This window comes from Pedobacter hartonius, from assembly GCF_900107535.1.
GTDB lineage: Bacteria > Bacteroidota > Bacteroidia > Sphingobacteriales > Sphingobacteriaceae > Pedobacter > Pedobacter hartonius.
Genome location: NZ_FNRA01000008.1, coordinates 47005 through 68977 on the forward strand (window position 1 = coordinate 47005; position 21973 = coordinate 68977).

The window sequence follows — 21973 nt, forward strand, 5'->3', positions numbered from 1 at the left end:
ATTGGATATAGGGATGCATTACAAAAAACTGTGAAAGATTAATTAAACCCCAATTAGCAATGTCCTCAGAGTCAGAAATTAAGTGGATATATCCTGAAAAGAAGTATTGGAAATGCCCCCTCTGCGAAATCGGATATCTTGACAGGAGAGTCCCGAGAGATCCCTTCGTAAAATATTTGCTTTTTTGGAGGGATGTCAAACGGTACAAATGTAATAACTGTCAGGCGAGAGTGCATATAAGAAGAAGATCTAAGGCAAGGCGGATGAACTAAGCACCAACCTCAACATGCCCCAGATATTTCGAATCAGATACCCTCTTCCCGTCCGAAGAGACCAGGAACATCCATCCATGAACAATTCCCCTGAAAACACTTAAGTCCGGCGTTACATCGACACGGCCATCCCTGCGAATTGCAATGCAATCAAGATATTTCATTTGTCTGCGGCGCAGCGCTGAGCTGAAGAAACACAGATGAACACTATCGTTTTCCTCCACACCTAATTTCAGGCGGGATGGGTTTATCCATTCAACGGAAATCATACCATCCTCTTTTTTTAACAGATACGGATCGTACACATGATCTAAAGATCCTTTACTCAACTGAACCTGGGATTCATCTATTGTAAGCTCAGGATACGAACCCACCACCGCCAGATGAATATTACTTTTTACTGCGGTATTCATTCCGGTCATCTTACTTCTCCGAGAGTAAAAACCAACCGCTACAACTTTACTGAACGGACTCAAAAACCTTGAGATTAACCCCAGACGGGACCGTTGCTTAAGTTGATTGACATTAGGTTTTTTAGCAGTCTTACGGGGCCTGGACCGGCCGATCTTCAGGTGCCGCCACCTGCACATGACCGTCTGCCCTACCCTGCCATTAAATTCTCCGGCGGCCCCCGGCCTATAGTGTGCCATAGCTCAAATTTATCTGGTGAATAATAGACTAAAAACTTACACGTGCCCTATCACTCGCGGGCAAAATAAACTGCCCGGTATAAGCGCTGTCAGAAACTCTTTTATGATCAGAAGATATAAAAGTTATGTGAGTTTCCATTACAGTGGGTTTGTTATTTTTGAGTATGGAGAACTGCGCCTTTCCGCTGCCCCTGTTTCCGGCATAGATGACAAAATCTGCACTTTGCAGTTCCGGAAAATAAACAAGGATCATGACCTGGTCATCTGCACGAAACTGATTTGGGATCAGGGTGGTATTCCATGTAAATTTCAATCCATCATCATTCTGTTCCGCTTTCAGGTCTGAAGTGGCCTGCATTTTACCCTGGCTGAACAGGACTTTGGTAAAGTCTATTTCCTGGTTTGGATATTCACCTTTCACCGCGTTCAGAAGCGTGTATGACAGCATCAGATCATGCGGAGTTTTTCTGGCAAGCTTTGCCCCGGCTTCAAAGCCTACTTTGATAAATTCCCGAACCGGCTCAATCAGCTTGTTTGCTACTTTTACCTTCTGCCTGTATTTAAGCTGAAGTTCAGTAGCCGGTTTGGTACTCTTGCCTATTTTACGTTTTACAACTTTACCAAGTCTTATATAAGTAACTGTATCACCCAGTCTGCCTATAAAGCCATCAAATGAGTTAATGTTTGCGGTTGCCATGTGGTTAGGATTTATTACATAGTTAATCTTTGAATACAAGATAAATATATTTCAAATACAATGCAATAGTTAAATAAAAGTTTTTTGCTGACACAATAATGCACTTATAGCTGCAAACTGTGACAAGATTTTTCCGCTAACAATAGTCCGCCGGGAAATACATGATATTTCTGTGTAATTTAAGAGGGGTTTGGAACGGGTTTGAATCGCGTTTCAGAAGAGTTTCTAACGGGAAATTGTCGTTCGAACCCCGATTTAAACTCGTTTTAAGATCGTCATAGATCTCATCTGAATAGCTATAGAAACCAATTATAAATTTCGTAAAGACAAACAGTGATCTATTGGTATCCTGTCAAGTGTGAAGATTGATTATCAAACCGGGGCTGGTACATTTGAGGGAACAGTGACATTCAGTCTCTGGTCCGGAAAGTTCATTCAGCTAACTGAAAATCTCTTTGTTCCCGAATTCATATTTCCCTATTTTTTTAAAGAGCGTACCATTTCTAACAGCTGAAGACAGCATCGATAAATGTTTGTCATGGTGCAGGTCAGTTCCGGCGAAATCATAAAGTTTATCCTGTAGCAGGGATTCAGCTATTGCCTGCACACCCTTACCATAGTATCCCAGCACAGAAAGCAGGTTTAACTGTAAATAACAACCTGAATCTTTGATCCTCCTGTAACGTTCGCTTTGTTTATGATAAAACCCATATCTTTCAGGGTGAGCCAGTATCACACGGTATCCTTTAATCTGCAGGTCGAAAATGATCTGATCGATATTAGGTGTCTCTGTAAGATATGACATCTCAATCAGGATATAATTTCCCTTGAGCGTGAGTAACCCCTCCACTGCCAGGAAGTCGCTCTCAGCCATATATTCCGCAGCAGCACCTAATTCTATCTCCAATCCTGCTTCCGCGACACTTGCAACAACCGATGACAATACCGGCAAAATAGTTTCCGGGGTGTTGGGATAAACGTCGCTGTAAATATGAGGCGTACAGATAAGTTTGGAAAAGCCCAGCTCCTGAAGCTGATGAATATAATTCACAGACTGCTCCATACTTTTTGAGCCATCATCTATTCCCGGCAGAAGATGAGAATGGATATCAACACCCAGCCATTCTATATCACTAACTTTATTTTCCTTTTTAAAAAACGAGAACATCGATACATTAAATTTAGTAAAAACCCTGATTTCCTATCATCTCCTATTACACGATGAGTACTGTAAGAACGTAAAAACAACCACTCAAATTACACGATACCTTATACCTGATGATTGCCCTAAATATATGTATTAACGACAACACCATTTGCCCCTTTCATAGTTTTTATGGAACTTAGCAGCAAAATATGCAAAAACCTGTTGCTGTAATACTGTTAAACTGGAATACCCCGGTTCATACTTCAAATTGCATTTCTTCCTTACTCAGGTATGGTGATACCAGTACTTTTGATATCATTGTGGCTGACAACGGATCTACAGATGGGTCGTTGGCAAAACTGCAGTCTCAGTTCCCTCAGCTTACTTTTATTGATAACAAAGAGAATTTAGGATTTGCCGAGGGAAATAACAGGGCGATACGATACAGCATCAGTAAAGGTTACACGTATTCGCTGATCATGAACAATGACACCGAAATAGATGAAGACATCATCGGGGGGCTAATCCTGCATTTGCAGCACCACCCTATAGCGGCGGCAGTACAGCCATCAATTTACTGGATGCACGATAAGACCAGGATCTGGAATGGAAAGGGTGGCTACAATAAGTTGATTGGAAAAGTATATTCAAGCAAAAAAACTTACGCCAAAACAATTGAATTCAGAAAAGCGAGCTGGCTGACCGGCTGCTGCGTCCTTGTGAGGAATGAAGTATTGGAAAAAGTAGGTTTATTCAATAAACAATTCTTTTTGTACGATGAAGATGTGGAATTATCTTTCAGGATCAGGTCTGCAGGGCACGAGTTACACTACCTTCCTCATTTAAAGATATATCATGAAGCCGGTGCCTCCGGCCAATTGGCTACAGGGGAGAAAGAAGGTACGTTAAGTCCCGTTATTCACTACTACGTAAGCAGAAACAGGATCTGGTTTTTAAGGAAATTTGGTGATCCTCTTTTTTACCCCGCTATGCTGATCTATTACCTGCCGTATTACCTGGCAGTCCTTTCTTATTTTTTAATCAGAGGCAGGAAAAAAAAGGCAGGATTTTTATTTAATGGATTGAAAGATGGGTTTTTCACACCGGGAAAGGTAGTCTGGCCCGAATCCGGACAGATCAAACATAGCGTCACATGATTATCTTCCCATTGATTTTTTTATTTTCTTTCGTTATTTCGATGAAAGAGATCATTAGGGGAAATACCCATAGCTTCCTCCTGTTTATCATTTTCGGGCTCTCTATGTATTCGACAGCGATGTCGGTAGCCTTCATGATCGGACTGAGGGACATTGTCCCGGTGTTCCAGTTTTTCAAGGAGGGAATTATCTTCACCGTACTCATTATCAATCTTTTTAGCCTCAGAAAAAAGCCCCGTTTTCATCTGATCGATTACCTGATACTTTTCTTTTTGATTTATACTACGGTATACGCATTTCTTCCGATAGGAGAACAAAGCCTGGTAAACCGGTTAATTGCGCTAAAAAGCACCTCGTTTTTTGTGATCGTTTATTTTGCCGGGCGCTTTTCAGACCCCACCAAAATCTATATTACCAAGTACTTCAATTATATCATGCTGCTTACCATTGCCGCGGGTGCCGTGATTTGCCTGGAAGTACTTTTCAACCAGCACTTACAGACCATCACAGGTTACGCAGAGTACAGTTATTACTTTTTTAATTTTGAACCCAGCGGAAGTTACGGCCTTAGCTGGACGTTTGAATCGGAAGGGGGATTTAAAAGATTTGCCAGTTTCTTTGCAAACCCACTTGAAAATGCAGGGGCCACGCTGATTGCCCTTGCTGTTATCGGGGCCTTATATACGAAGGATGACAATAAATTCAAACCTGATCTTACCGGGATACTTGCACTGGCAGCCAGTTTTGCCTGTATTACCTTCGCTATTTCGAGGGCGCCGTTTGTCAGCTATTTCCTGGTGATCTATATTTATGCATTACTTACCAAAAAAAAATATATTACCCATACCATTCATTTAGGCTTCGCCGCTGTTGCGCTTTATTTTATCTGGATCATCAGCAGTTTTGAAGATAAGGCCAGCGGAATAGCCGAAGTAGTGATTAACACCCTAAACTTCAGCAACCCTTCCAGCATAGGCCACGTAGTAGAATGGATTCAGGGGATTGATTCCATGGTCAGCAATCCATTCGGACTTGGATTGGGCACCTCAGGGCGGGTTGGCGGTTCCCTTGGAGACACAACAGGGGGTGAAAATCAATATATCATCATTGGTGTACAGGCAGGGGTACTGGTATTGCTCTGTTACATGACAGCATATATTTCCCTCATCAGAACCAGCCTGCGATGGCTGCCCATGCTGAGAGGCAGGGAACGAAAGGTCTGCATGTTTTTATTGTTATTCAAAATAGCTTTATTCATACCTTTGCTGACGTCAGAGGTAGAATCATCATCATATATTTCTTACATGAACTGGTTTTTCTCAGGATTGTTCATCAGCATCGTCATGCAATATAAAAAGAACCAGGAGGTAAGTTATGCTCATTGAAAAAATCATCCGGAAACTTAAGCGTGATCCGGATTACAAATGGGAAAGCAATTATACAGCAAGAGACCTGACTACAGTCACCAGCAGACGTATGCTTCAGCTCATCAGGGGTATCTTTCTACGACCCTTTCTTAAAAAATCTTCAGGGATCCTTTTTATCGGAACCCGTGTAAAGATCAGCCATGCCTACCAGTTGAGTACCGGTAAAAACACTATTCTTGAAGATAATGTATATATCAATGCCCTCTCAGAAAATGGCATTACCCTGGGTGATCATGTCTCGATAGCCAGAGACTCCATATTAATCTGTACGGGGGTGATTGCACAGAAAGGGACAGGAATAACCATAGGAAACGGAACAGGAATAAATGCCCGGGCCTATCTGTCAGGTCAGGGTGGGATACGGATTGGAAATGAAGTTATCATTGGCCCCGACGTAAAGATATTTTCTGAAAATCATAACTATGCAGACCTGAGCAGGACTATTAAAGCCCAGGGGGTGACCAGGGAAGGAGTCCTGATCGGTGACAACTGCTGGATAGGTGCAGGGGTTACTGTTCTGGACGGGGTAGTTATAGGCAACGGATGTGTGATCGCCGCTGGCAGCGTGGTCAGCAAATCTATCCCGGAAAACTCCGTCGCCGCAGGAATTCCCGCCAAAATAATCAAAAGCAGGATTGAATAAGTATTAAAGTAGTTTATCCGCCTGTTTCGGCCTCAACTGTTGTTAATATTTGCCTGCTAATTATATCTTTGTTAAAAAGAATGATATTGTGACTGCTGGTCCAGATGAATTGGTTTCCTGCCGCAATGGATACATGAAAAAGAAATTAACAATTGGTGTAGATATACGGGACTTGAGAGTAGCCCAAACGGGCACAAAAACTTATCTTGAAGAATTGTGCAAAGCATTCAGGGAATTGAGTGATGAAAACTGCTGTTTTCGATTCCTGGACACCTCTTTACCCGTTTATACACGAAGGGGCAAATTCGGCAAATACTTTGAACATTTTAGTTACCAGTTTTGGAAGCAGGTTTCACTTCCGCTGAAAGCCTATTTTAACAACTGTGATATCCTGTTTTGTACCGATAATTTTGTCCCGCTTATTCAACTGGGCTATCAGACCATTCCTGTTTTTCATGATGCTTTTTTCTTTGAAAACCCAGAGCACTATGGTAAACTTTGGCTAAAGTTATACCACCTGACAGCCATCCCCGCCGCTAAAAAAGCAGCTTTCATCGTTACACCTACTGTTTATGCCCAGCAACAAATCCATAAATACACAGGGATTCCATTGGCAAAGCTTAAAGTAATTTACGAAGGGCCAAAGAGCATCGGCCTGGCTGCGCAGGAAGGGATCATAGCTAAGTACAATCTCCAGCCCTCAAATTATATTCTCCATGTGGGTTCTATGTTTAAGAGGAAGAATATACCTGCATTGATCCACGCCTTCAAACAATTAAAAGACAACACTAATAGTTCAGTTAAACTTGTACTTGCAGGTCCGTCTTCTGCAAATAAAAGCAGCAACGATTTCAGCGCTATCCTTGATGCCATAAAACTTACTGGCCTTGAACAGGAGGTCGTTATCACTGGTTATCTGACGGATAGCGAACTGGCAACTTTCTATATGAATGCACTGATGTATGTCTTCCCCTCAGTAAATGAAGGATTTGGTATCCCTATATTAGAGGCATTCAAATACCAGATCCCTGTCATTGTAGCCGATAATACTGCCTTACCCGAGGTCGGAGGAAATGCAGTGATCTGCTTTAACCCCTTTGATACGGAGGATATGTATTTAAAAATGAAAACTGTACTGGAAAATCAGGATTTGAGAAAAGAGCTCATCCTTAAAGGACAGCAACGGCTAAAGGATTTTTCATGGCTAAAGTCTTCTTTACAACTTTTAGCCCTGTTCAGGGAAGCTGTATATAACCAGCATTAGACCAACCAGCTGGGATGTTACCTTCAGGATTCCTTAAAAACGCGAACATGCTCATCGGCTACACTCTCCCAGTTAAAGACACCCAGCGCACGTTCCCGGGCACTGACGGCAAGTCTCTGCATTTCCGGGTAGTTCTGCTCAGCAAAATTGATTTCTTCGGTCAGAGACGTTATGTTCCCTTTTTTGAACTTTCTTGCTGTCTCCAGTACCGCGTATTCGTTCTCTTCAATATCACTGACAATCAGAGGCACTCCTAATCCCATAACGGTAAGTACAACAGGAGACAGCCCCTCTACATCAGATGGCTGGATATAACAATAAGCGTTTTTTATCAGGGTATTGGTCTCATCCCCGTATACAAATCCCGGGAACAGGACATTATCATTTGAAAGATCAATCAGCTGCTGCTCATAAGGAGAAGGATTTGGAGATCCGCCAATCAAAACCAGTTTCTTTTTACTCATGGAACCGGTAAATCCGGGTATCAGGTAGTGTAAACCTTTATCGGGAATAAACCTGCCAACAAAAAGGAAATATTCACCTTTTTGCAGATTCAGCCGCTCCAGAACGCTGTTGTCCTCCGGCCAGGCGGCAATCTCGCTGCCAAAAGGAATAAATGCAAATTTTTTATTGAAGCGGTCTTCAAAAAGTTTTTTAGCGATTACATTATCGAAAATGACCTCATTTGGGCAATAAGCGGTAATATAAGCAGAGATCTGGAGATATAACTTGGCATACCAGGTCCATTTATCACGCTTCCAGTCTACCCCATCCTGACTAATAAATACCTTTTTACCAAATAAACGCAGCGGTAATGCCCATATGCTATTTCCGCCATTCTGGATATGCACTACATCTGCAGTATTGTTAAAGATAATATCGAAAGTGGCTTTAAAAGAGTGGAGCAAGGTGTCAAATCCACTGCGGGGAATTGTTTTTATAGTTTTTACCTGTACACCTTTATATTCTTTAACGTCTACAAAAACATCAGGGTAACGTCTGTTATAGGCAACAACACTGTGTCCTCTGGCAACTAAGCGCGGGAACAGCTCCATAGCAAATTTATCCGCACCGGCCGCGCCCTTGGCAGGGGGAATAGACCGGAAACCAAAAGCAGCAATACGCATTCAATAAAATTTAAACGTTTTCCTTTAGAAGAACATCTTCTTTTTCCTGGAGAAGAACGTCTTCCCTGACCGCAAAGTTTTCTTTTACGAAGTCACCAAAGTAATCCCGGATGTACTCATTAAGGGCTACCTTCCAGTCGCGCATCATATTCAGATCTCTCAGATCAAGTTTTTTGTTGATCAACCGCTCCGAAGGGGGGCGCGGAGCAAAATACGTATCCTTGAAATAGTCGGAGGTAACTTCATGAAAAGTAACTTCATCTTTTAACCCCAGGATACTTACCAGCTCTTCGGCTACTTCTCTCCTGCTCGTTTCACCGTTACATACCAGGTTATACAGACCCCAGTACTCATTTTCAAAAAGCGCTTTTACGTTTTTAGCGAAATCTACAGTGAAAGTCGGTGTGCCGTCCTTATCATTTACGATATGCAGGTCACGATTCCCTGAAGCAAGCTGTTTGATGATCTTGTTGATAAACTTTTTATCCTTTTTAGGCCCGCCACCCATCATCCAGCCGGCACGGCAAATGATAGATCTTTCTGCATTTTCACGAACATAACGTTCGCCCATGTATTTGGAACGGGCATAGTGACCTAAGGGATTTGGTTCATCCCAGTCATCGTAAAAATCTTTGGTACCGTCAAAAATACCTGCAGTACTGATATATAAGATGGGTATCTGTAATTCGTTGGCAATAATTACTGCATTTTCAACAGCTGTAGTATTGGTGAGATAGGTTTCATCAATATTGGTCTCACAAAATTCAAGGTCGGTATATGCTCCCAGGTGGAAAAGATAATCCGGGCTAAAAGCTTTTACATCCTCTTTGTAATTTTTGAAATCTCTGAAATCCAGAAGACTTAACCAGTCTTCATTTACATCCTTATCGGTACATTTAATATCATAATCATTCTTGAAAACACGGTAGAAAGCTTCACCAAGCATTCCGCCCGCACCAGCGATGTAAATTTTTTTCTTCATTCCGAGATTAATACAATTCGAATCAATAATTATCAGATTTCAATATGAACCAACAATTTGAACTTGATGAGCCCCAAAAATAGCTTTTTTTTCTTCAATCAAAAATGTTTTTTGATTACTGATTCTATATCGCAATGTATTTATATCTATTATTTCTATAATTAATTGATTAAATACAGGCATCTTTGGAACTGATTAAGTAGATACACAGGCATAAAAATTATGCCATTTTATTATTTTTATAGAATTCTTATCCTTTATGAATATTCTTGTAGCGAACTGGACGTGGTATCCGAGTGGTGGCGACTGGACATATGTTGATAATATCACCACTCTCTACCGTGAAAAGGGACATACTGTAATCCCTTTTTCAATGAAGGATGACAGGAATTTCCCCAGCCCCTGGTCGCGCTTTTTTATAGAAAATATCGATTATAAAAAGATAGACAAAAAAAGTATAAGCGCTGGTTTGCAGGTGGTCAAAAAAAGCATTTACTCCACAGAGGCGAAGCAAAACCTTGAGCGTCTGTTAGATGAGATCAAAATAGATCTTGCGCATATCAATGTGATACACCATTATATTACCCCCGTTATCTTAAAAACTTTAAAAGACCGCGGGATTCCTATCCTTTGGACATTGCATGAATATACACCGATCTGTCCCGAAAGCACCTTCATCAGCCATGGGAAAATCTGCGAAAAATGTTTCGGCGGAGCTTTTTATCACTGCGCCACAAATAAATGCAAAAAAGGTTCCCTGCCGGCCAGCATTGTAGCAGCTACGGAAAACTATGTTCACAACTTTTTGAACTATTATCAGTACGTTGATCATTATTTGTGTCCTTCAATGTTTCTTTATGACAAATTCAGGTCATTTAATTTTTTCCCGGAAAAATTAGTTCAACTCTATCACGGATACCAGTACAATGAAGTAGAAGCAGTACAAATGACAAGTGCCGAAATAAAAGAAGAAAGGTATATCGTATTTGTTGGGAGGCTGGAAAAAATCAAAGGCGCACATACCGTACTGAAGGCTTTAACAGACCTCCCGGACATCCATCTCAAAGTGGTTGGTACCGGAACACAGGAAAAAGAACTGCAGGACTATGCAACAACAAATCAGATGACCAATGTTACCTTTATGGGCAAGCAGTCCAAAAAGCAGACACTGGAAATTATTAACGGCGCTGAATTCCTCATTTGTCCGTCAGAATGGTATGAAGTACTTGGCTTTACAGTGGTCGAAGCAATGGCCCTGGGAAAGCCGGTAATCGGCTCTGATATTGGTGCCATTCCCGAAATGGTCATCAATGGAGAAACAGGCATATTATTTGCTCCGGGCAATGCGCCCGAGCTTTCAGAAAAGATCAGGGCCCTGTTCAATGATCAGGAAGCTATACTCAGCATGGGCAAAAAAGCAAAAAAACACATTCATCAAATCATCAATACAGAAAAACACTTTAGTGGTTTGCAAAAACTCATACCTTCACTATAACATATGAAATATATATACCATATCCTCATTCTTACCGGCCTTATTCTGACAGGCTTTAACAGTTCCGCCCAGGTTGTATATGAAAACCCGAATAATCCGGTATATAAATACCTCTCCCGCCAGGCACAAAAAGGAAATATTGAATACAACGATCTGATTCAGCCGATCAGCCGCCGCGACATCGTTGGCTACCTGAATACCTTACAGGGGCAGCTGGATAAACTTTCTCCCAGAGAGCAAAAGGAACTGGCATTTTATCAGCAGGAGTTCTCTGAGTTTAATGACGATTTCAAAGACAGCACCACCTTCTTTAAAAAAGACCAGTATGGCCGCAGAAGGTTCCTGTCTGTAAAAGATAAAGACTTCTTTTTACGCGGAGACCCGGCACTGTCTTTTGAAACTTTCAATGGCGGTGGCAAAAGTGTATTCAGAACTGCTACCGGACTGACTTTTTGGGGCCACGCCGGAAAACACATTGGTTATCAGTTCTATTTTCAGGACATTACCGACAAAGGGGACGGTATAGACAGCAATAGAAGATTTACACCTGAAACGGGAATCCTGAGGACGGCGAATGTGAATCCAAATGCAAAAACGGTAAACTACAGCAATTTCAGAGGTTCCATCAGCTACGCCTGGAGCAATGGATCAATCAGTTTCGGACAGGATCAGATGTTATGGGGCTACGGACAAAACGGAAGGGTAGTGTTATCAGATAAAGCACCTGCCTATCCTCAGATCAGATTTGACTATAGCCCCTTGAAATGGCTTCGTTTTAATTATATGTACGCATTCCTGAATTCGGCAATTATTGATTCTGCACGTTCATATGACAAGGGAAACATTGTTCTGGGAAAAGACAGGGAAATGTACATCAGCAAATACTTTGTATCCCATACCCTGACTTTCCTTCCGGCCAAAGGCCTTACGCTGAGCGTTGGAGAATCCATGGTTACCAGTGATAATTTTGATGCCGGTTACCTGATCCCGATTATGTTTTTTAAAGCATATGACCAATACCAGAGCCGCTACCAGGTGAATACCGGTTCTAACGGCCAGTTCTTCTTTAACGTGAGCTCAAGGAACTTTATCCCAAAAACACATTTATACGGTACCCTGTTCATTGATGAGATCCGTACCGGAAGCATTTTCAATAAGGCAAAAAGCAGGAATCAGCTTGGTTTTAACGTTGGGGCAACCAGAACGGATGTTGTCATTCCTTATTTAACATTAGGACTCGAATACACCAGGATCAATCCATTCGTTTACAACAATCTCGTGCCTGCACAAACTTATACCAACCAGAGCTACTCCCTGGGTGACTGGATTGGCCAGAATGCCGACCGGGTAACAGCATGGGCAACTTACAACCCTCTTCCGCGTTTAACAACCACTGTACAATTTGACTATATCCGCAAAGGCCGGGACGGTGACATTTTTGACCAGTACTGGGCAGAGCCACAACCGCCTTTTTTAAGCGAAGGACCGGTAGAAACACAAAAACAATTATTAATACAGGTAAACTACGAACTGGTACATAAATTATATCTGAAAACATCTTATCAGCATCAGACCGGTGTGATTCAGCCTACGATACAAACTTCAGCGGTACCGAACGAATTTAGACTGGCGGTATCATATGGCTTCTAGTAATGTTTTTAATACCCTATATTTGTCCCTTAATATCAAAATTTTCCATGCGCATTAAAATTTTATCCTTATTCCTGTTTGTTATTCTTGCGTTAATATTTCAAGACAGCAAGGCTCAGCAGGCTATTTCCCTGAGCAACATTCAAAATATCAAGGTCAGTGAACTTTCAGATGATCAGATTACCCAGGCATGGAAAAAACTGGAGGAGTCTGGTGTTTCTGAAAAAGATGCCTATAAGTTGATGGAGCAAAGAGGTTTGCCTGCGGGAGAAGTAGAGGAATTTAAAAACAGGGTAACGCTGTTGGGCCTGAACAAAAAAGGCGTTAAACCCACAGCGACGGCGGCAAAAGGTAATACCGGCGCTTCCAGGGACACAACAACTATATTGATTAAACCAACTGCAAAAGCTATTCCGGTTAAAGCCGATCCTGTTTTGCAGGTTTACGGTATGGAATTCTTTAACCAGACCTCATTGAAGTTTGAACCAAATTTCAATGTCGCTACCCCTAAAAGTTATGTGGTAGGCGTGGGTGATGAACTGATCATACTGGTAACAGGACAAAACGAAACATCAGTAACCGCTAAGGTGAGCCCTGATGGTAACATTCAGATTCCTTACGCCGGTCTGGTTTATGTCAATGGCTTTACCATAGAGCAGGCTACGGCACTGATCCGCAGGGCAATGCTCAAGATATATCCTGCCCTGAACGGCGGACAAACCAGGCTGGCCGTTAATTTGGGAAACACAAGGAGCATCAAGGTAACACTTGTAGGTGAAGTTAAGACACCTGGTTCCTACACCCTGTCTTCAGTTTCTACATTATTTAATGCATTATATAATTCAGGTGGCCCTACAATGAACGGTTCCCTGCGTAGTATTGAGCTGATAAGAAATAACAAAGTATATAAAACGGTAGACTTTTACAGCTTCCTGCAAAAAGGTTTGCTGGATGGGAATATCCGTCTGGAAGACCAGGATGTGATCAGAATCCCTGTCTATAAAAAACGCATAGGGATTGATGGAGAGGTAAAAAGACCTGCACTTTATGAACTTAAAATCAATGAGCAGCTGAGTGACCTCCTGGTTTATGCGGGCGGCTTTACAGATATTGCTTACAGGGGCACCGCAAAAATTGAACAGATCAATGAAACAGAAAGGGAGGTCAGGGATGTATCTGCTGACATGTTCGGAAGTTTTACACCCAGAAATGGTGATTTAGTTCATATCGGAGCAGTCACTAACCGCTTTGCGAACAGGGTGATCCTGGAAGGCGCTGTTAACCGTCCCGGCGTATATGAGCTGACAGCCGGATTTAGTCTCTCTACGCTGCTTAAAAACGCACAGGGGTTGAAACCAGAAGCCTACATGGAGCGTGGTTACATCAAAAGAACGCAGCCTAACCTCCAGAAAGAATATATTTCCTTTAATCCTGCAGCGGTGATCTCGGGTGCCAATGACCTTCCCCTGCTCCGTGAAGATTCAGTGATGATCCAGGACCGCTCCGATTTCCTAAGCAATCAGAATGTTACTATCAATGGCAATGTGCGCAAGCCTTCCACCTTCACCTACCGTAAAGGCATCAAACTGGCTGATGTGTTAACAATGTCCGGAGGTTTTACAGAAGTAGCAGCGACCCACCACGTAGAAATTTCAAGGATCATTGAAAACAAACAGGATAGTGTGGCCAATAATGTTGTGGAAACCTTTACCGTTAATCTTGATTCTGCAGATAATACCAGTTCAAATATAGAGCTGAGGCCAATGGATTACATCTTTGTACCAAGGTTGGTAAACTACAGGTCCTTAGGAAATGTTAGTGTGACGGGTGAAGTGCTGTTCCCAGGGGATTATGCTACACAAAGACGTGATGAAACCGCTCAGGACTTCCTGAAAAGAGCTGGCGGAATTACCCCATATGGCTCTCTTGAAAACGCACAGACCTTTCGTAAGGGAGTACGGGTAAATCTGGACTTAACCAGTACAAGTACTAATCCTGTGATCAGGAAAAGCATGATCCTTTTACCGGGAGACAGCATCTATGTGCCGCGCACAATTTCATTTGTAGAAGTTTCAGGAGCGGTAAATAATCCGCAATTTGTAAGTTATCACGGACGGAGCTTTAAATACTATCTGAATGCTGCAGCAGGAAAAACAGAAAACGCACGCTTAAAAGGCGCCTATGTAAAATATCCAAACGGTTTAAATAAACCTGTAACTAACTTCTTGTTCTTCCGCAACTATCCTTCAATTAAACCAGGCAGCAAAATCATTGTTCCTGAGAAAGACGGACGCAACAGTTTGTTAAAAGCCGGCATTGGCGAAATCGGCGCAATCACTTCTGCACTAACTGCCATAATAACTTTAATTGCCATCTTAGCAAAATAATGAATAACGACCAAACAACATACCCTTACGAGCCGGAATTCTCCCTTAAAAAGCTATTACTAGACCGTGTAGGTGATTTTAAGTACCTGCTCAGGTTTAAGAAGTCAATGGCTTTGGTATTGGTCATTGCAGCGGCGCTGGGAGCAGCATTTGCGTGGAAATGGCCGGTAACCTATACCGCCAGGTTGACATTTGTAATTGATGATTCTAAATCCAGTGGCGGTGGTGGCGGCCTTTCCTCCCTGGCAAGCCAGTTTGGGTTCAATCTGGACGGAATTGGCGGAGCGAGCGGCGTTTTAGCGGGTGATAATGTTCAGGAATTATTGAAAAGTCAAAGGCTGATCAAAGAAACACTCCTATCCCCGTATGATGATAAAGGGACGCTCTCTCTGGCAGACCAATATGCTAAAGTTTATAAACTCAATAAATTGTGGTTAAAGCATAGTAAAGACGGAAAGATTACCACCTTTCCAGTGAAAGCAAAAAGTTATTCGCGCTTACAGGATAGCCTGCTGCATGTAATTACTGATATGATCCTCAACGGAAGTTTCGGAATTGCAAAAACGGATAAAAAGCTGAGTTTCTTTGAGGTAAATACAACCATGAGAGACGAAAAACTTGCCCAGCTCTTTTGTACCAGAATGATCAAACAGGGAACAGACTTTTTTATTCAAACAAAAACCGGAAGACTGCGCAACAATGTGGAGCGTTTGCAACACCGTGCAGATAGTATCGGCGTAATTCTCAACCGCAAGACGTATGCGGCATCTTCAGCATCTCAAAGCCTGTTAGACCTGAACCCTGCTTATACTTCCGCTAATGCGAATTCTGATATCAGGGAACGGGATAAATTGGTGTTGAGTTCCATCTATACTGAAACCGTTAAAAATCTTGAAGCCAGCAAAACAATGCTTGCCCAGGAAACCCCAACGGTACAAATTGTAGATGAACCGGAATTTCCACTGAAAAAGAACCGACTGAAATATTCAGCCACGATGCTGTTGTTCATGGTAGGATTTGTTGCCCTGTATGCTCTTTACCTGATTGCGACAAGGAAAACGGAGTCCAGTGAACAACACCTAGGTTAGATACAATAATTAATATTATCCTTTTAGAGCGGAAGATTCAAGAGTCCAATAGTTGCAAGAGCCTTTTTTATTTTAGCTACCTCCTTTTTATAAAAAAGTGAAACCAGTTGCTTACCGATATCTAATAACTTTCCCGTTTCTGAGTAGAGGGTTTACTTAATAATAGCCTGACGGCCTTTTCATTACAATGTAAGCCGTCATAAAAGAAAGTGTTATCAAACTTATATGCATCCGGATTATAGGATCCGTAGACCTTGATATTTTGTTTAACTGCGAGAGCCCTGAAATATTCTTCTGCCATCAATACATTATGGTAAGCTCTATTTTTCATAAAGAAACTATAAACAACTGGATGAAATGGAGATAAATAAAATTCAACCTCAACACCCTGCCCCTGCATATATTCAACGAAATTGAACAGGAGGCGCTGATAATGCAGAGACAGCCCTTTAAATCCCCCAAGAGAATATACAGGATCCTCTGTAATACATTCGTTAGCTTTTAAAGCTATCTCTGCTGCTGAAGCGTTTCTGTAACGCAGGTCATAAAAAATGGATCCATCGGTTAACCGGGTAAATCCGTCATTTACTCCTTGTTTAGTCGGAGTATAATTGTTATTTATTCCATTTATCAGATAATGTATGGATGTCTTAAAATAAGAAACTGATATCAGCTCTGAGTACTTTTTATATTTGTATAAAAATGATTGTCTTGAGTACACCGGACTCTTTTTATCAACTCTTGACAAAAGATCACTATATCCATTTTCTAAAGTTCTCCATCGCGTTTGGTTGTGGTTATCATTCAGCATCCATGGGTCTAAATCCAAAATGACTTTTTTGATTTTATATCCCTTTTTTTCGTACAGATCATAAATCGCCATTTCATCCTCAATTGTAGCGCCAGACACTCCGTTGTTAATAAAATTAGGTTCATTAAAATTCGTTTTATGCAACTGCATTATCCTGCTTGACCCCAAAACTATTTCGGTTGGAGGTACAACCATACTTTCAATAAAGTGCTTTTGTAATAACCGTTCATCATAGTTTACAACATTTGTTACATTGTATCCTGCAGTTAGGTAATTTGCGATTCCCATTTCATAATTTCCATTGAAAAGATTAGCTGGATCTACCTTAAAATTTATAGCTATTATAATAACAGGAATAGCGAGAAAAGGTATGAGCTTTAGTATAAATTTCTTCATACAGTCTAGAATTTAAAGTAAATGAATTGGTTTGCCGTTGTGGCACTCATCAAAATAACACAAGCAATCATACCGAAATATATCGTAAGCCTGAGTAAAGGAGACTTAATGGCATCTATTTGCAATGCATGTTCCCTTTCACGCTGCACCCATTCTACTATGAACATCAGTAATAGAAAAACAATGCTAATTAGCAATTCATCCTGATGAAGTACAACCGGGTTTGAAAACAATGATCCGGAAAACATTATCTTGTAATAATGAAATGCGTCTGAGATATTATCGGATCTGAAAATAATAAAAGTAAGCATCACAAATCCACAGGTCAGCGCAACATTATTTAATTCTGAAAGAGAAGGAAAAGGCCTTCCCTTTGCAATTTTTTTCTTCTTATTAATCGTGTCTTTTATGATAAGCGGGATAAAGAAACAACCGTGTATAAATCCAAACAGCACATATGTCCAGTTAGCCCCATGCCATATACCTACAATCGTAAAATTAATCACTATTGCCAAACTAACACCAACTTTACCCCAGTCGCGAAATGCAATATTTAGCGGAGAAAATACATATTCTGTTAACCACGAAGTAAGTGAGATATGCCATTTTCTCCAGAATTCAGCTATATTTTGAGAAAAATATGGATAATCGAAATTTCTGGTGATTTTAAATCCCAATAACTTAGATACTCCAATTGCTATATCTGAATAGCCCGAAAAATCAGCATAAATCTGAATACTATATAGGAAGGCCGCAATTAATAAGGAACTGCCAGGTAAGTTCTGGTAATTGCCAAATATTTCATTTGTCACCATAGAACAGTTATCAGCGATTACCATTTTCTTGAACAGACCGCATAGTATCTGGCGAAGACCGTCGCTCGCTAAATTGTAATCAAATAACCTGGGTTTTTCCAATTGAGGTATGAATATTTTCGCCTTATCAATAGGGCCAGACAATATGCATGGAAAAAAAGCAACGTAGGTAAAAAAATTAATCCAGTTCGCAGTTGCCTTCGTTTTACCTTTATAAATATCCTGCAAATAACTTAACGTTCTGAATGTAAAAAAGCTAATTCCAACGGGAATAAGGATATTGAGTAAATGTAAATCTATATTCAAATTTAAGCCTGCGAACAAACTGTCAAAGGAAGAGATAAAGAAATTGAAATATTTAAAGAATATAAGTCCCCCTATCCCTTGTACCATCCCTGCCCATAACAATATCTTCCTGTATCTCTGGCTTCTTTCTATACCAATGCCAAGAATGAAGTTTATTACGGATATGCCGACAAGCAAGGCAAGAAAGCGCCAGTCAGCAACAGCATAAAATATATATGAGCCGACTAAAAGTAGAATATTTTGTAATTTGAGATTACGATTAAATACAAACCAGTATAAAAAGAAAAAGCCTGTGAAGAAAAGTAAAAAGGAAAGAGAGTTAAAGATCATTTATTTGATATTAGATCCTGAGTTTAAAAGTATATTAATTCCATTTATCTGCTGCGTGGAATTCATCAAAAACAATACACTTCCTATTACTTCCTCTGGAACCAACAATTTTTTTAGAGGATGATTACTTTGAATTTGCTCTACTAATCTTTCATCTATATCTTTAGTGAATCCAGTTAACATAAATGCAGGAGAGATTGTATTAGATGTAATATTAAACCGCGCATTTTCCGTAGCCCATACTTTAGTCAATTCTTCAATATAGGCTTTATTCGCAACATATACAGAGGAGCCTACAGGGGGGGTGTTTACCAAAGCCGCAGTCAATATTGTAATTATTTTTCCGCTCTTTTTTTTTCGGAATAAATTGATTGCAGCCTGAGTAATAGCTATCGTAGGTAAGATATTATCATTAAAGCCGGAAGCAAAATCATCAACGGGAGTTTTATGGAAATGGGACTTAAGGAAATCACCGGAATAAGCATTATTGATTAAAACGTCAATATTCAATCCAGATATCCTATTGCATAATTCAGCCACATCCTGCTTATCTTTAAAATTACATTTTATACCAATTGCATTTTTAAAATCACTTTCAATAATTTCCGCATTAGCATTCGAACTATTATATGTAAAATATACAATATCAGACGGCTGTTGGGCTATTTTACGGCTTATAGCTTCACCTAAACCAGTAGCGCCACCTGTAACAAGAACTATCATAATATACCAATTTGAATTTCGCCCTTAGCTACCATTTTCAAGGCTTCATTTTTGAAATTGAATTTAAATTCTACAGCATTTACCGATTCAAATACATCAGTAACGATTGCTTCAAAAAACAGGTTGTCATTTAAATATACAGGATTATTGAATTTAATCTCCTGCTTATGAATAATTACATTTTTTATAGGCAAACACTCTCCGATAAAATAAGAAACGAACCCATTTAGGATATTGCCATGCATTACCTTTTCCCTGAAACCATTCATAATTGCAAACTGCTGATCAGTATGAAGTGGGTTATTATCATTAAAAATTGAAAGAAATCCTTCATAGATTTTATTAGAAACAATAAAGCTCCTTTCAAATTTATCATCGACCTTAAAAATCATATATCCTTTTTTAGAATACAATCAATCATCTCTCCCACATTATTCCAACCAAGGATTTCCTGCGATGTAAAACGAATTTTAAACTTTTTCTCAACTGCAACTACCAATTGAATATGATTCAGAGAATCCCAGTCTTCCACATCATCGGCAGTAGTATCGTAAGTCAATATGATCTCCTCATTATCCAGTGTATCGATAAAAATATTATTGACACTTCTTAATATTTCTTCTTTTTGCATATTAGTATTTATTTTTTATTGATAAAACACGGCCTAATTTCATACTCGGATAAATTCAGTATCCAGGAACCGTCCCGGGCCTTAAAAGCTAACTTTGAATAATGGTCTTTCACCATTTCATTTTTTAATGTAGGGATGTACTCTCCTTTTAGATATTTAAATCCTCCTCCTTGACCAAAGTCAGCAATACAATTTAAAACAAAATGCTCCATCCCTCTTTTTAATACCCTGCAGCTCATTAACCAGGTATCAATAAATAATGTATCATTATTTTCACTCTTTAATATTACAATACAGATCAGGCCATTATCGCCAAATTTGTCTTCCAGTGTAAATGAAAAAGTGAAACTATCTTCTGATTTCCCAAGCAACTCGATATCAGCCTCACTATATCGAACCGTTCTCAAATTAAATTGATTTGAGCGCTGTGATAGCTGTGCAGCCCTGGGAATATTAAAATTATCAAAAGGTCTTACTATTGAAAGCATATTTAGACTTTCCAGGAAATCTGCTTCACTGGTAAAACTTTGCTGTACTACAGCCCTTTGCGCCTCAACCTGATATTGTTTTGTTCTTTCGGCATCCAGATCAGAGACTGAAACCGTTTCGAACAAATTTTGGGAATATAAATATTCAAGATATTCGGCAGGATCTTCAGGAAGTTCGGGAATGGTGAGCAAAGGAATACTTTCGCGAACGATATTGCGTTCAAACGGATTATCATCCAGAAACACCATTGAATCAAATCCAATATTAAGGATATTTCTGATATGATGAATGTTATCAACCTTATTTTCCCAGTTAGCCACGAATACAGCTATATCATCCAACCTCAGCACCATATCCGGATGTTTTTCAAATGGTTCCCTGGCAATTGATTCTGTATTCTTACTACAGACGGCAAGTATAATTCCGCGGTTTTTTAACTTTTTCAGCCAATATTGAAACTCTGTAAAAGCTTTTCCTATTCCCAGAGATCCGATCTCTATATTATCCATGCCGTCATCGCCGATAATACCACCCCACATTGTATTATCAAGATCCAGAATAATGCATTTTTTGAACTTGCCATACATTGCCCCAATCAGATCAGTTGTAAGGGAAGCAATGGCCGGTAATATATCAATACTTAATACCATTTCGGTATTGATATAAATTGACGTCTGAAAAAAAGTACATTTACCGTATTTATTCTGCATTGAAGATAAATCCAGTAAATAAAAATTCGGGTGAGAGATAGAGAATTCCATCACCTTGTAATTAAGTTTACGCAACTGGAATAAAAAAGATGCTTCCACTTTACTGGAATAATTACCGTATACCGAATCATCTATTTCTGTATAATTATAATAGACAATCTTCGTATGCAATCTGCTATCTATTTGAGCGCAAAGATTACCGATCAAATCTAATTCGGTATCAGCGAGACTAGCATATTTTCCGGGAGGTAATTTGTTATACTTCGAAAGTAACTTGTGTGAAGATTGATAAATGATAACAATTTCCGGACTAAAATCATATAACTCACTTGATGGATCAAAAACCTGGCGCTCAATCTGGTTAAAATCAGCTTCCCAAATTTGCAAATCAAATTCCCGGTCAAATCCAGATGCACGCAGTGCCTGCGTTAGAAATTGGGTAGCAGTATCACCCATTAATGCTACTTTTATTTTTTTTAGACCTGAAAAATCTTTCTTTAGATTTCTTTTTAGAATTTTAAAATCTTTTATTAACTCCATTTCGTCGGTAATTCTAAGGCCCAAGTATTTATCTTCACTATGACTTGTTAAAAATCTTACTATTAATCATACCAAAATAATTTTTAAAAATTCAAAGGTATAAAATTTTTTGATATATATTTGACCTTAAACGGCAGCCTCGAGTCGCTATATCTAGATTAGATACTAAATCAAGAGATCTACCTATCTTAACATAAATCATGTCACGAGAAATAAAGGCGCACCCGAAAGTTTAA

At 40.0% G+C, this 21973-nt stretch carries 19 protein-coding genes; 8 read left to right on the forward strand and 11 right to left on the reverse strand.

What is annotated here, in order from left to right:
* Window positions 1–268 precede the first annotated feature (268 nt).
* The 3 genes from BLW16_RS14415 to BLW16_RS14425 all read right to left on the reverse strand — a co-directional run bounded on the left by BLW16_RS14415 (window position 269) and on the right by BLW16_RS14425 (window position 2787).
* Window positions 269–922: a DUF6266 family protein gene (locus tag BLW16_RS14415; RefSeq protein WP_139298326.1), complete on the reverse strand. Its 654-nt coding sequence runs from the start codon at window positions 920–922 to the stop codon at window positions 269–271.
* A gap of 28 nt (window positions 923–950) precedes the next feature.
* Window positions 951–1619: a DUF6266 family protein gene (locus BLW16_RS14420; RefSeq protein ID WP_090557825.1), complete on the reverse strand. Its 669-nt coding sequence runs from the start codon at window positions 1617–1619 to the stop codon at window positions 951–953.
* Window positions 1620–2058: 439 nt separating this feature from the next.
* Complete coding sequence (locus BLW16_RS14425) at window positions 2059–2787, reverse strand: tyrosine-protein phosphatase (protein ID WP_090557827.1); 729 nt, start codon at window positions 2785–2787, stop codon at window positions 2059–2061.
* A 188-nt stretch (window positions 2788–2975) separates the two neighbouring features.
* Between BLW16_RS14425 and BLW16_RS14430 the strand changes: the two genes are divergently transcribed.
* From BLW16_RS14430 to BLW16_RS14445, 4 genes are all read left to right on the forward strand, one after another.
* Entirely contained in the window at window positions 2976–3923 is a 948-nt protein-coding gene (locus BLW16_RS14430; RefSeq protein ID WP_090557829.1) for a glycosyltransferase family 2 protein, read from the forward strand.
* A gap of 41 nt (window positions 3924–3964) precedes the next feature.
* Window positions 3965–5308, forward strand: a complete 1344-nt coding sequence (locus tag BLW16_RS14435; RefSeq protein WP_090557831.1) for a hypothetical protein — start codon at window positions 3965–3967, stop codon at window positions 5306–5308.
* Window positions 5298–5993, forward strand: coding sequence for an acyltransferase (locus tag BLW16_RS14440; RefSeq protein WP_090557833.1), 696 nt, complete (start codon window positions 5298–5300; stop codon window positions 5991–5993). Before BLW16_RS14435 ends, BLW16_RS14440 begins: the two co-directional genes overlap by 11 nt.
* 133 nt (window positions 5994–6126) lie before the next feature.
* Window positions 6127–7257: a glycosyltransferase family 4 protein gene (locus tag BLW16_RS14445; RefSeq protein ID WP_139298327.1), complete on the forward strand. Its 1131-nt coding sequence runs from the start codon at window positions 6127–6129 to the stop codon at window positions 7255–7257.
* Window positions 7258–7280: 23 nt separating this feature from the next.
* Here the strand turns inward: BLW16_RS14445 and BLW16_RS14450 are convergent, their stop codons facing one another.
* Window positions 7281–8384, reverse strand: coding sequence for a glycosyltransferase (locus tag BLW16_RS14450; protein ID WP_090557837.1), 1104 nt, complete (start codon window positions 8382–8384; stop codon window positions 7281–7283).
* A gap of 10 nt (window positions 8385–8394) precedes the next feature.
* Complete coding sequence (locus BLW16_RS14455; protein WP_090557839.1) at window positions 8395–9366, reverse strand: SDR family oxidoreductase; 972 nt, start codon at window positions 9364–9366, stop codon at window positions 8395–8397.
* 259 nt (window positions 9367–9625) lie between these two features.
* Here BLW16_RS14455 and BLW16_RS14460 point away from each other — a divergent pair, with 259 nt between their 5' ends.
* Genes BLW16_RS14460 through BLW16_RS14475 form a run of 4 tightly spaced genes read left to right on the forward strand, consistent with a single transcriptional unit; the run spans window position 9626 to window position 15986 of the window.
* On the forward strand, window positions 9626–10861 hold the full coding sequence (locus BLW16_RS14460) for a glycosyltransferase family 4 protein (protein WP_090557841.1): 1236 nt from the start codon (window positions 9626–9628) through the stop codon (window positions 10859–10861).
* A 3-nt stretch (window positions 10862–10864) separates the two neighbouring features.
* The gene (locus BLW16_RS14465) at window positions 10865–12511 is read left to right on the forward strand and encodes a capsule assembly Wzi family protein (RefSeq protein ID WP_090557844.1); all 1647 of its coding nucleotides are present in this window, start codon (window positions 10865–10867) and stop codon (window positions 12509–12511) included.
* Window positions 12512–12558: 47 nt separating this feature from the next.
* Window positions 12559–14898, forward strand: coding sequence for an SLBB domain-containing protein (locus BLW16_RS14470; protein ID WP_175470585.1), 2340 nt, complete (start codon window positions 12559–12561; stop codon window positions 14896–14898).
* On the forward strand, window positions 14898–15986 hold the full coding sequence (locus tag BLW16_RS14475; protein ID WP_090557848.1) for a hypothetical protein: 1089 nt from the start codon (window positions 14898–14900) through the stop codon (window positions 15984–15986). Before BLW16_RS14470 ends, BLW16_RS14475 begins: the two co-directional genes overlap by 1 nt.
* 121 nt (window positions 15987–16107) lie before the next feature.
* Here the strand turns inward: BLW16_RS14475 and BLW16_RS14480 are convergent, their stop codons facing one another.
* The 6 genes from BLW16_RS14480 to BLW16_RS14505 are packed head-to-tail and all read right to left on the reverse strand — an operon-like array spanning window position 16108 to window position 21737.
* Complete coding sequence (locus tag BLW16_RS14480) at window positions 16108–17193, reverse strand: hypothetical protein (protein ID WP_090557850.1); 1086 nt, start codon at window positions 17191–17193, stop codon at window positions 16108–16110.
* A gap of 5 nt (window positions 17194–17198) precedes the next feature.
* The gene (locus BLW16_RS14485; protein WP_090557852.1) at window positions 17199–18644 is read right to left on the reverse strand and encodes an MBOAT family O-acyltransferase; all 1446 of its coding nucleotides are present in this window, start codon (window positions 18642–18644) and stop codon (window positions 17199–17201) included.
* Window positions 18645–19367 carry an SDR family NAD(P)-dependent oxidoreductase gene (locus BLW16_RS14490; protein ID WP_090557855.1) on the reverse strand — a complete coding sequence of 241 codons (723 nt, stop codon included), beginning with the start codon at window positions 19365–19367 and terminating at the stop codon, window positions 18645–18647.
* The gene (locus tag BLW16_RS14495; protein WP_090557857.1) at window positions 19364–19759 is read right to left on the reverse strand and encodes a MaoC/PaaZ C-terminal domain-containing protein; all 396 of its coding nucleotides are present in this window, start codon (window positions 19757–19759) and stop codon (window positions 19364–19366) included. The genes BLW16_RS14490 and BLW16_RS14495 overlap by 4 nt, the downstream gene beginning before the upstream one ends.
* A complete protein-coding gene (locus BLW16_RS14500; protein WP_090557859.1) occupies window positions 19756–19998 on the reverse strand; it encodes an acyl carrier protein in 243 nt (80 codons plus the stop codon). The genes BLW16_RS14495 and BLW16_RS14500 overlap by 4 nt, the downstream gene beginning before the upstream one ends.
* Window positions 19999–20006: 8 nt before the next feature.
* The gene (locus BLW16_RS14505; protein ID WP_217631576.1) at window positions 20007–21737 is read right to left on the reverse strand and encodes an HAD-IIIC family phosphatase; all 1731 of its coding nucleotides are present in this window, start codon (window positions 21735–21737) and stop codon (window positions 20007–20009) included.
* Window positions 21738–21973: the final 236 nt, after the last annotated feature.

Excerpts from the sequence above, each read along its gene's own strand:
- BLW16_RS14415 (WP_139298326.1), bottom strand. The coding sequence starts at position 922 with ATGGCACACTATAGGCCGGGGGCCGCCGGAGAATTTAATGGCAGGGTA.
- BLW16_RS14420 (WP_090557825.1), bottom strand. The coding sequence starts at position 1,619 with ATGGCAACCGCAAACATTAACTCATTTGATGGCTTTATAGGCAGACTG.
- BLW16_RS14425 (WP_090557827.1), bottom strand. The coding sequence starts at position 2,787 with ATGTTCTCGTTTTTTAAAAAGGAAAATAAAGTTAGTGATATAGAATGG.
- BLW16_RS14430 (WP_090557829.1), top strand. The coding sequence starts at position 2,976 with ATGCAAAAACCTGTTGCTGTAATACTGTTAAACTGGAATACCCCGGTT.
- BLW16_RS14435 (WP_090557831.1), top strand. The coding sequence starts at position 3,965 with ATGAAAGAGATCATTAGGGGAAATACCCATAGCTTCCTCCTGTTTATC.
- BLW16_RS14440 (WP_090557833.1), top strand. The coding sequence starts at position 5,298 with ATGCTCATTGAAAAAATCATCCGGAAACTTAAGCGTGATCCGGATTAC.
- BLW16_RS14445 (WP_139298327.1), top strand. The coding sequence starts at position 6,127 with ATGAAAAAGAAATTAACAATTGGTGTAGATATACGGGACTTGAGAGTA.
- BLW16_RS14450 (WP_090557837.1), bottom strand. The coding sequence starts at position 8,384 with ATGCGTATTGCTGCTTTTGGTTTCCGGTCTATTCCCCCTGCCAAGGGC.
- BLW16_RS14455 (WP_090557839.1), bottom strand. The coding sequence starts at position 9,366 with ATGAAGAAAAAAATTTACATCGCTGGTGCGGGCGGAATGCTTGGTGAA.
- BLW16_RS14460 (WP_090557841.1), top strand. The coding sequence starts at position 9,626 with ATGAATATTCTTGTAGCGAACTGGACGTGGTATCCGAGTGGTGGCGAC.
- BLW16_RS14465 (WP_090557844.1), top strand. The coding sequence starts at position 10,865 with ATGAAATATATATACCATATCCTCATTCTTACCGGCCTTATTCTGACA.
- BLW16_RS14470 (WP_175470585.1), top strand. The coding sequence starts at position 12,559 with ATGCGCATTAAAATTTTATCCTTATTCCTGTTTGTTATTCTTGCGTTA.
- BLW16_RS14475 (WP_090557848.1), top strand. The coding sequence starts at position 14,898 with ATGAATAACGACCAAACAACATACCCTTACGAGCCGGAATTCTCCCTT.
- BLW16_RS14480 (WP_090557850.1), bottom strand. The coding sequence starts at position 17,193 with ATGAAGAAATTTATACTAAAGCTCATACCTTTTCTCGCTATTCCTGTT.
- BLW16_RS14485 (WP_090557852.1), bottom strand. The coding sequence starts at position 18,644 with ATGATCTTTAACTCTCTTTCCTTTTTACTTTTCTTCACAGGCTTTTTC.
- BLW16_RS14490 (WP_090557855.1), bottom strand. The coding sequence starts at position 19,367 with ATGATAGTTCTTGTTACAGGTGGCGCTACTGGTTTAGGTGAAGCTATA.
- BLW16_RS14495 (WP_090557857.1), bottom strand. The coding sequence starts at position 19,759 with ATGATTTTTAAGGTCGATGATAAATTTGAAAGGAGCTTTATTGTTTCT.
- BLW16_RS14500 (WP_090557859.1), bottom strand. The coding sequence starts at position 19,998 with ATGCAAAAAGAAGAAATATTAAGAAGTGTCAATAATATTTTTATCGAT.
- BLW16_RS14505 (WP_217631576.1), bottom strand. The coding sequence starts at position 21,737 with ATGGAGTTAATAAAAGATTTTAAAATTCTAAAAAGAAATCTAAAGAAA.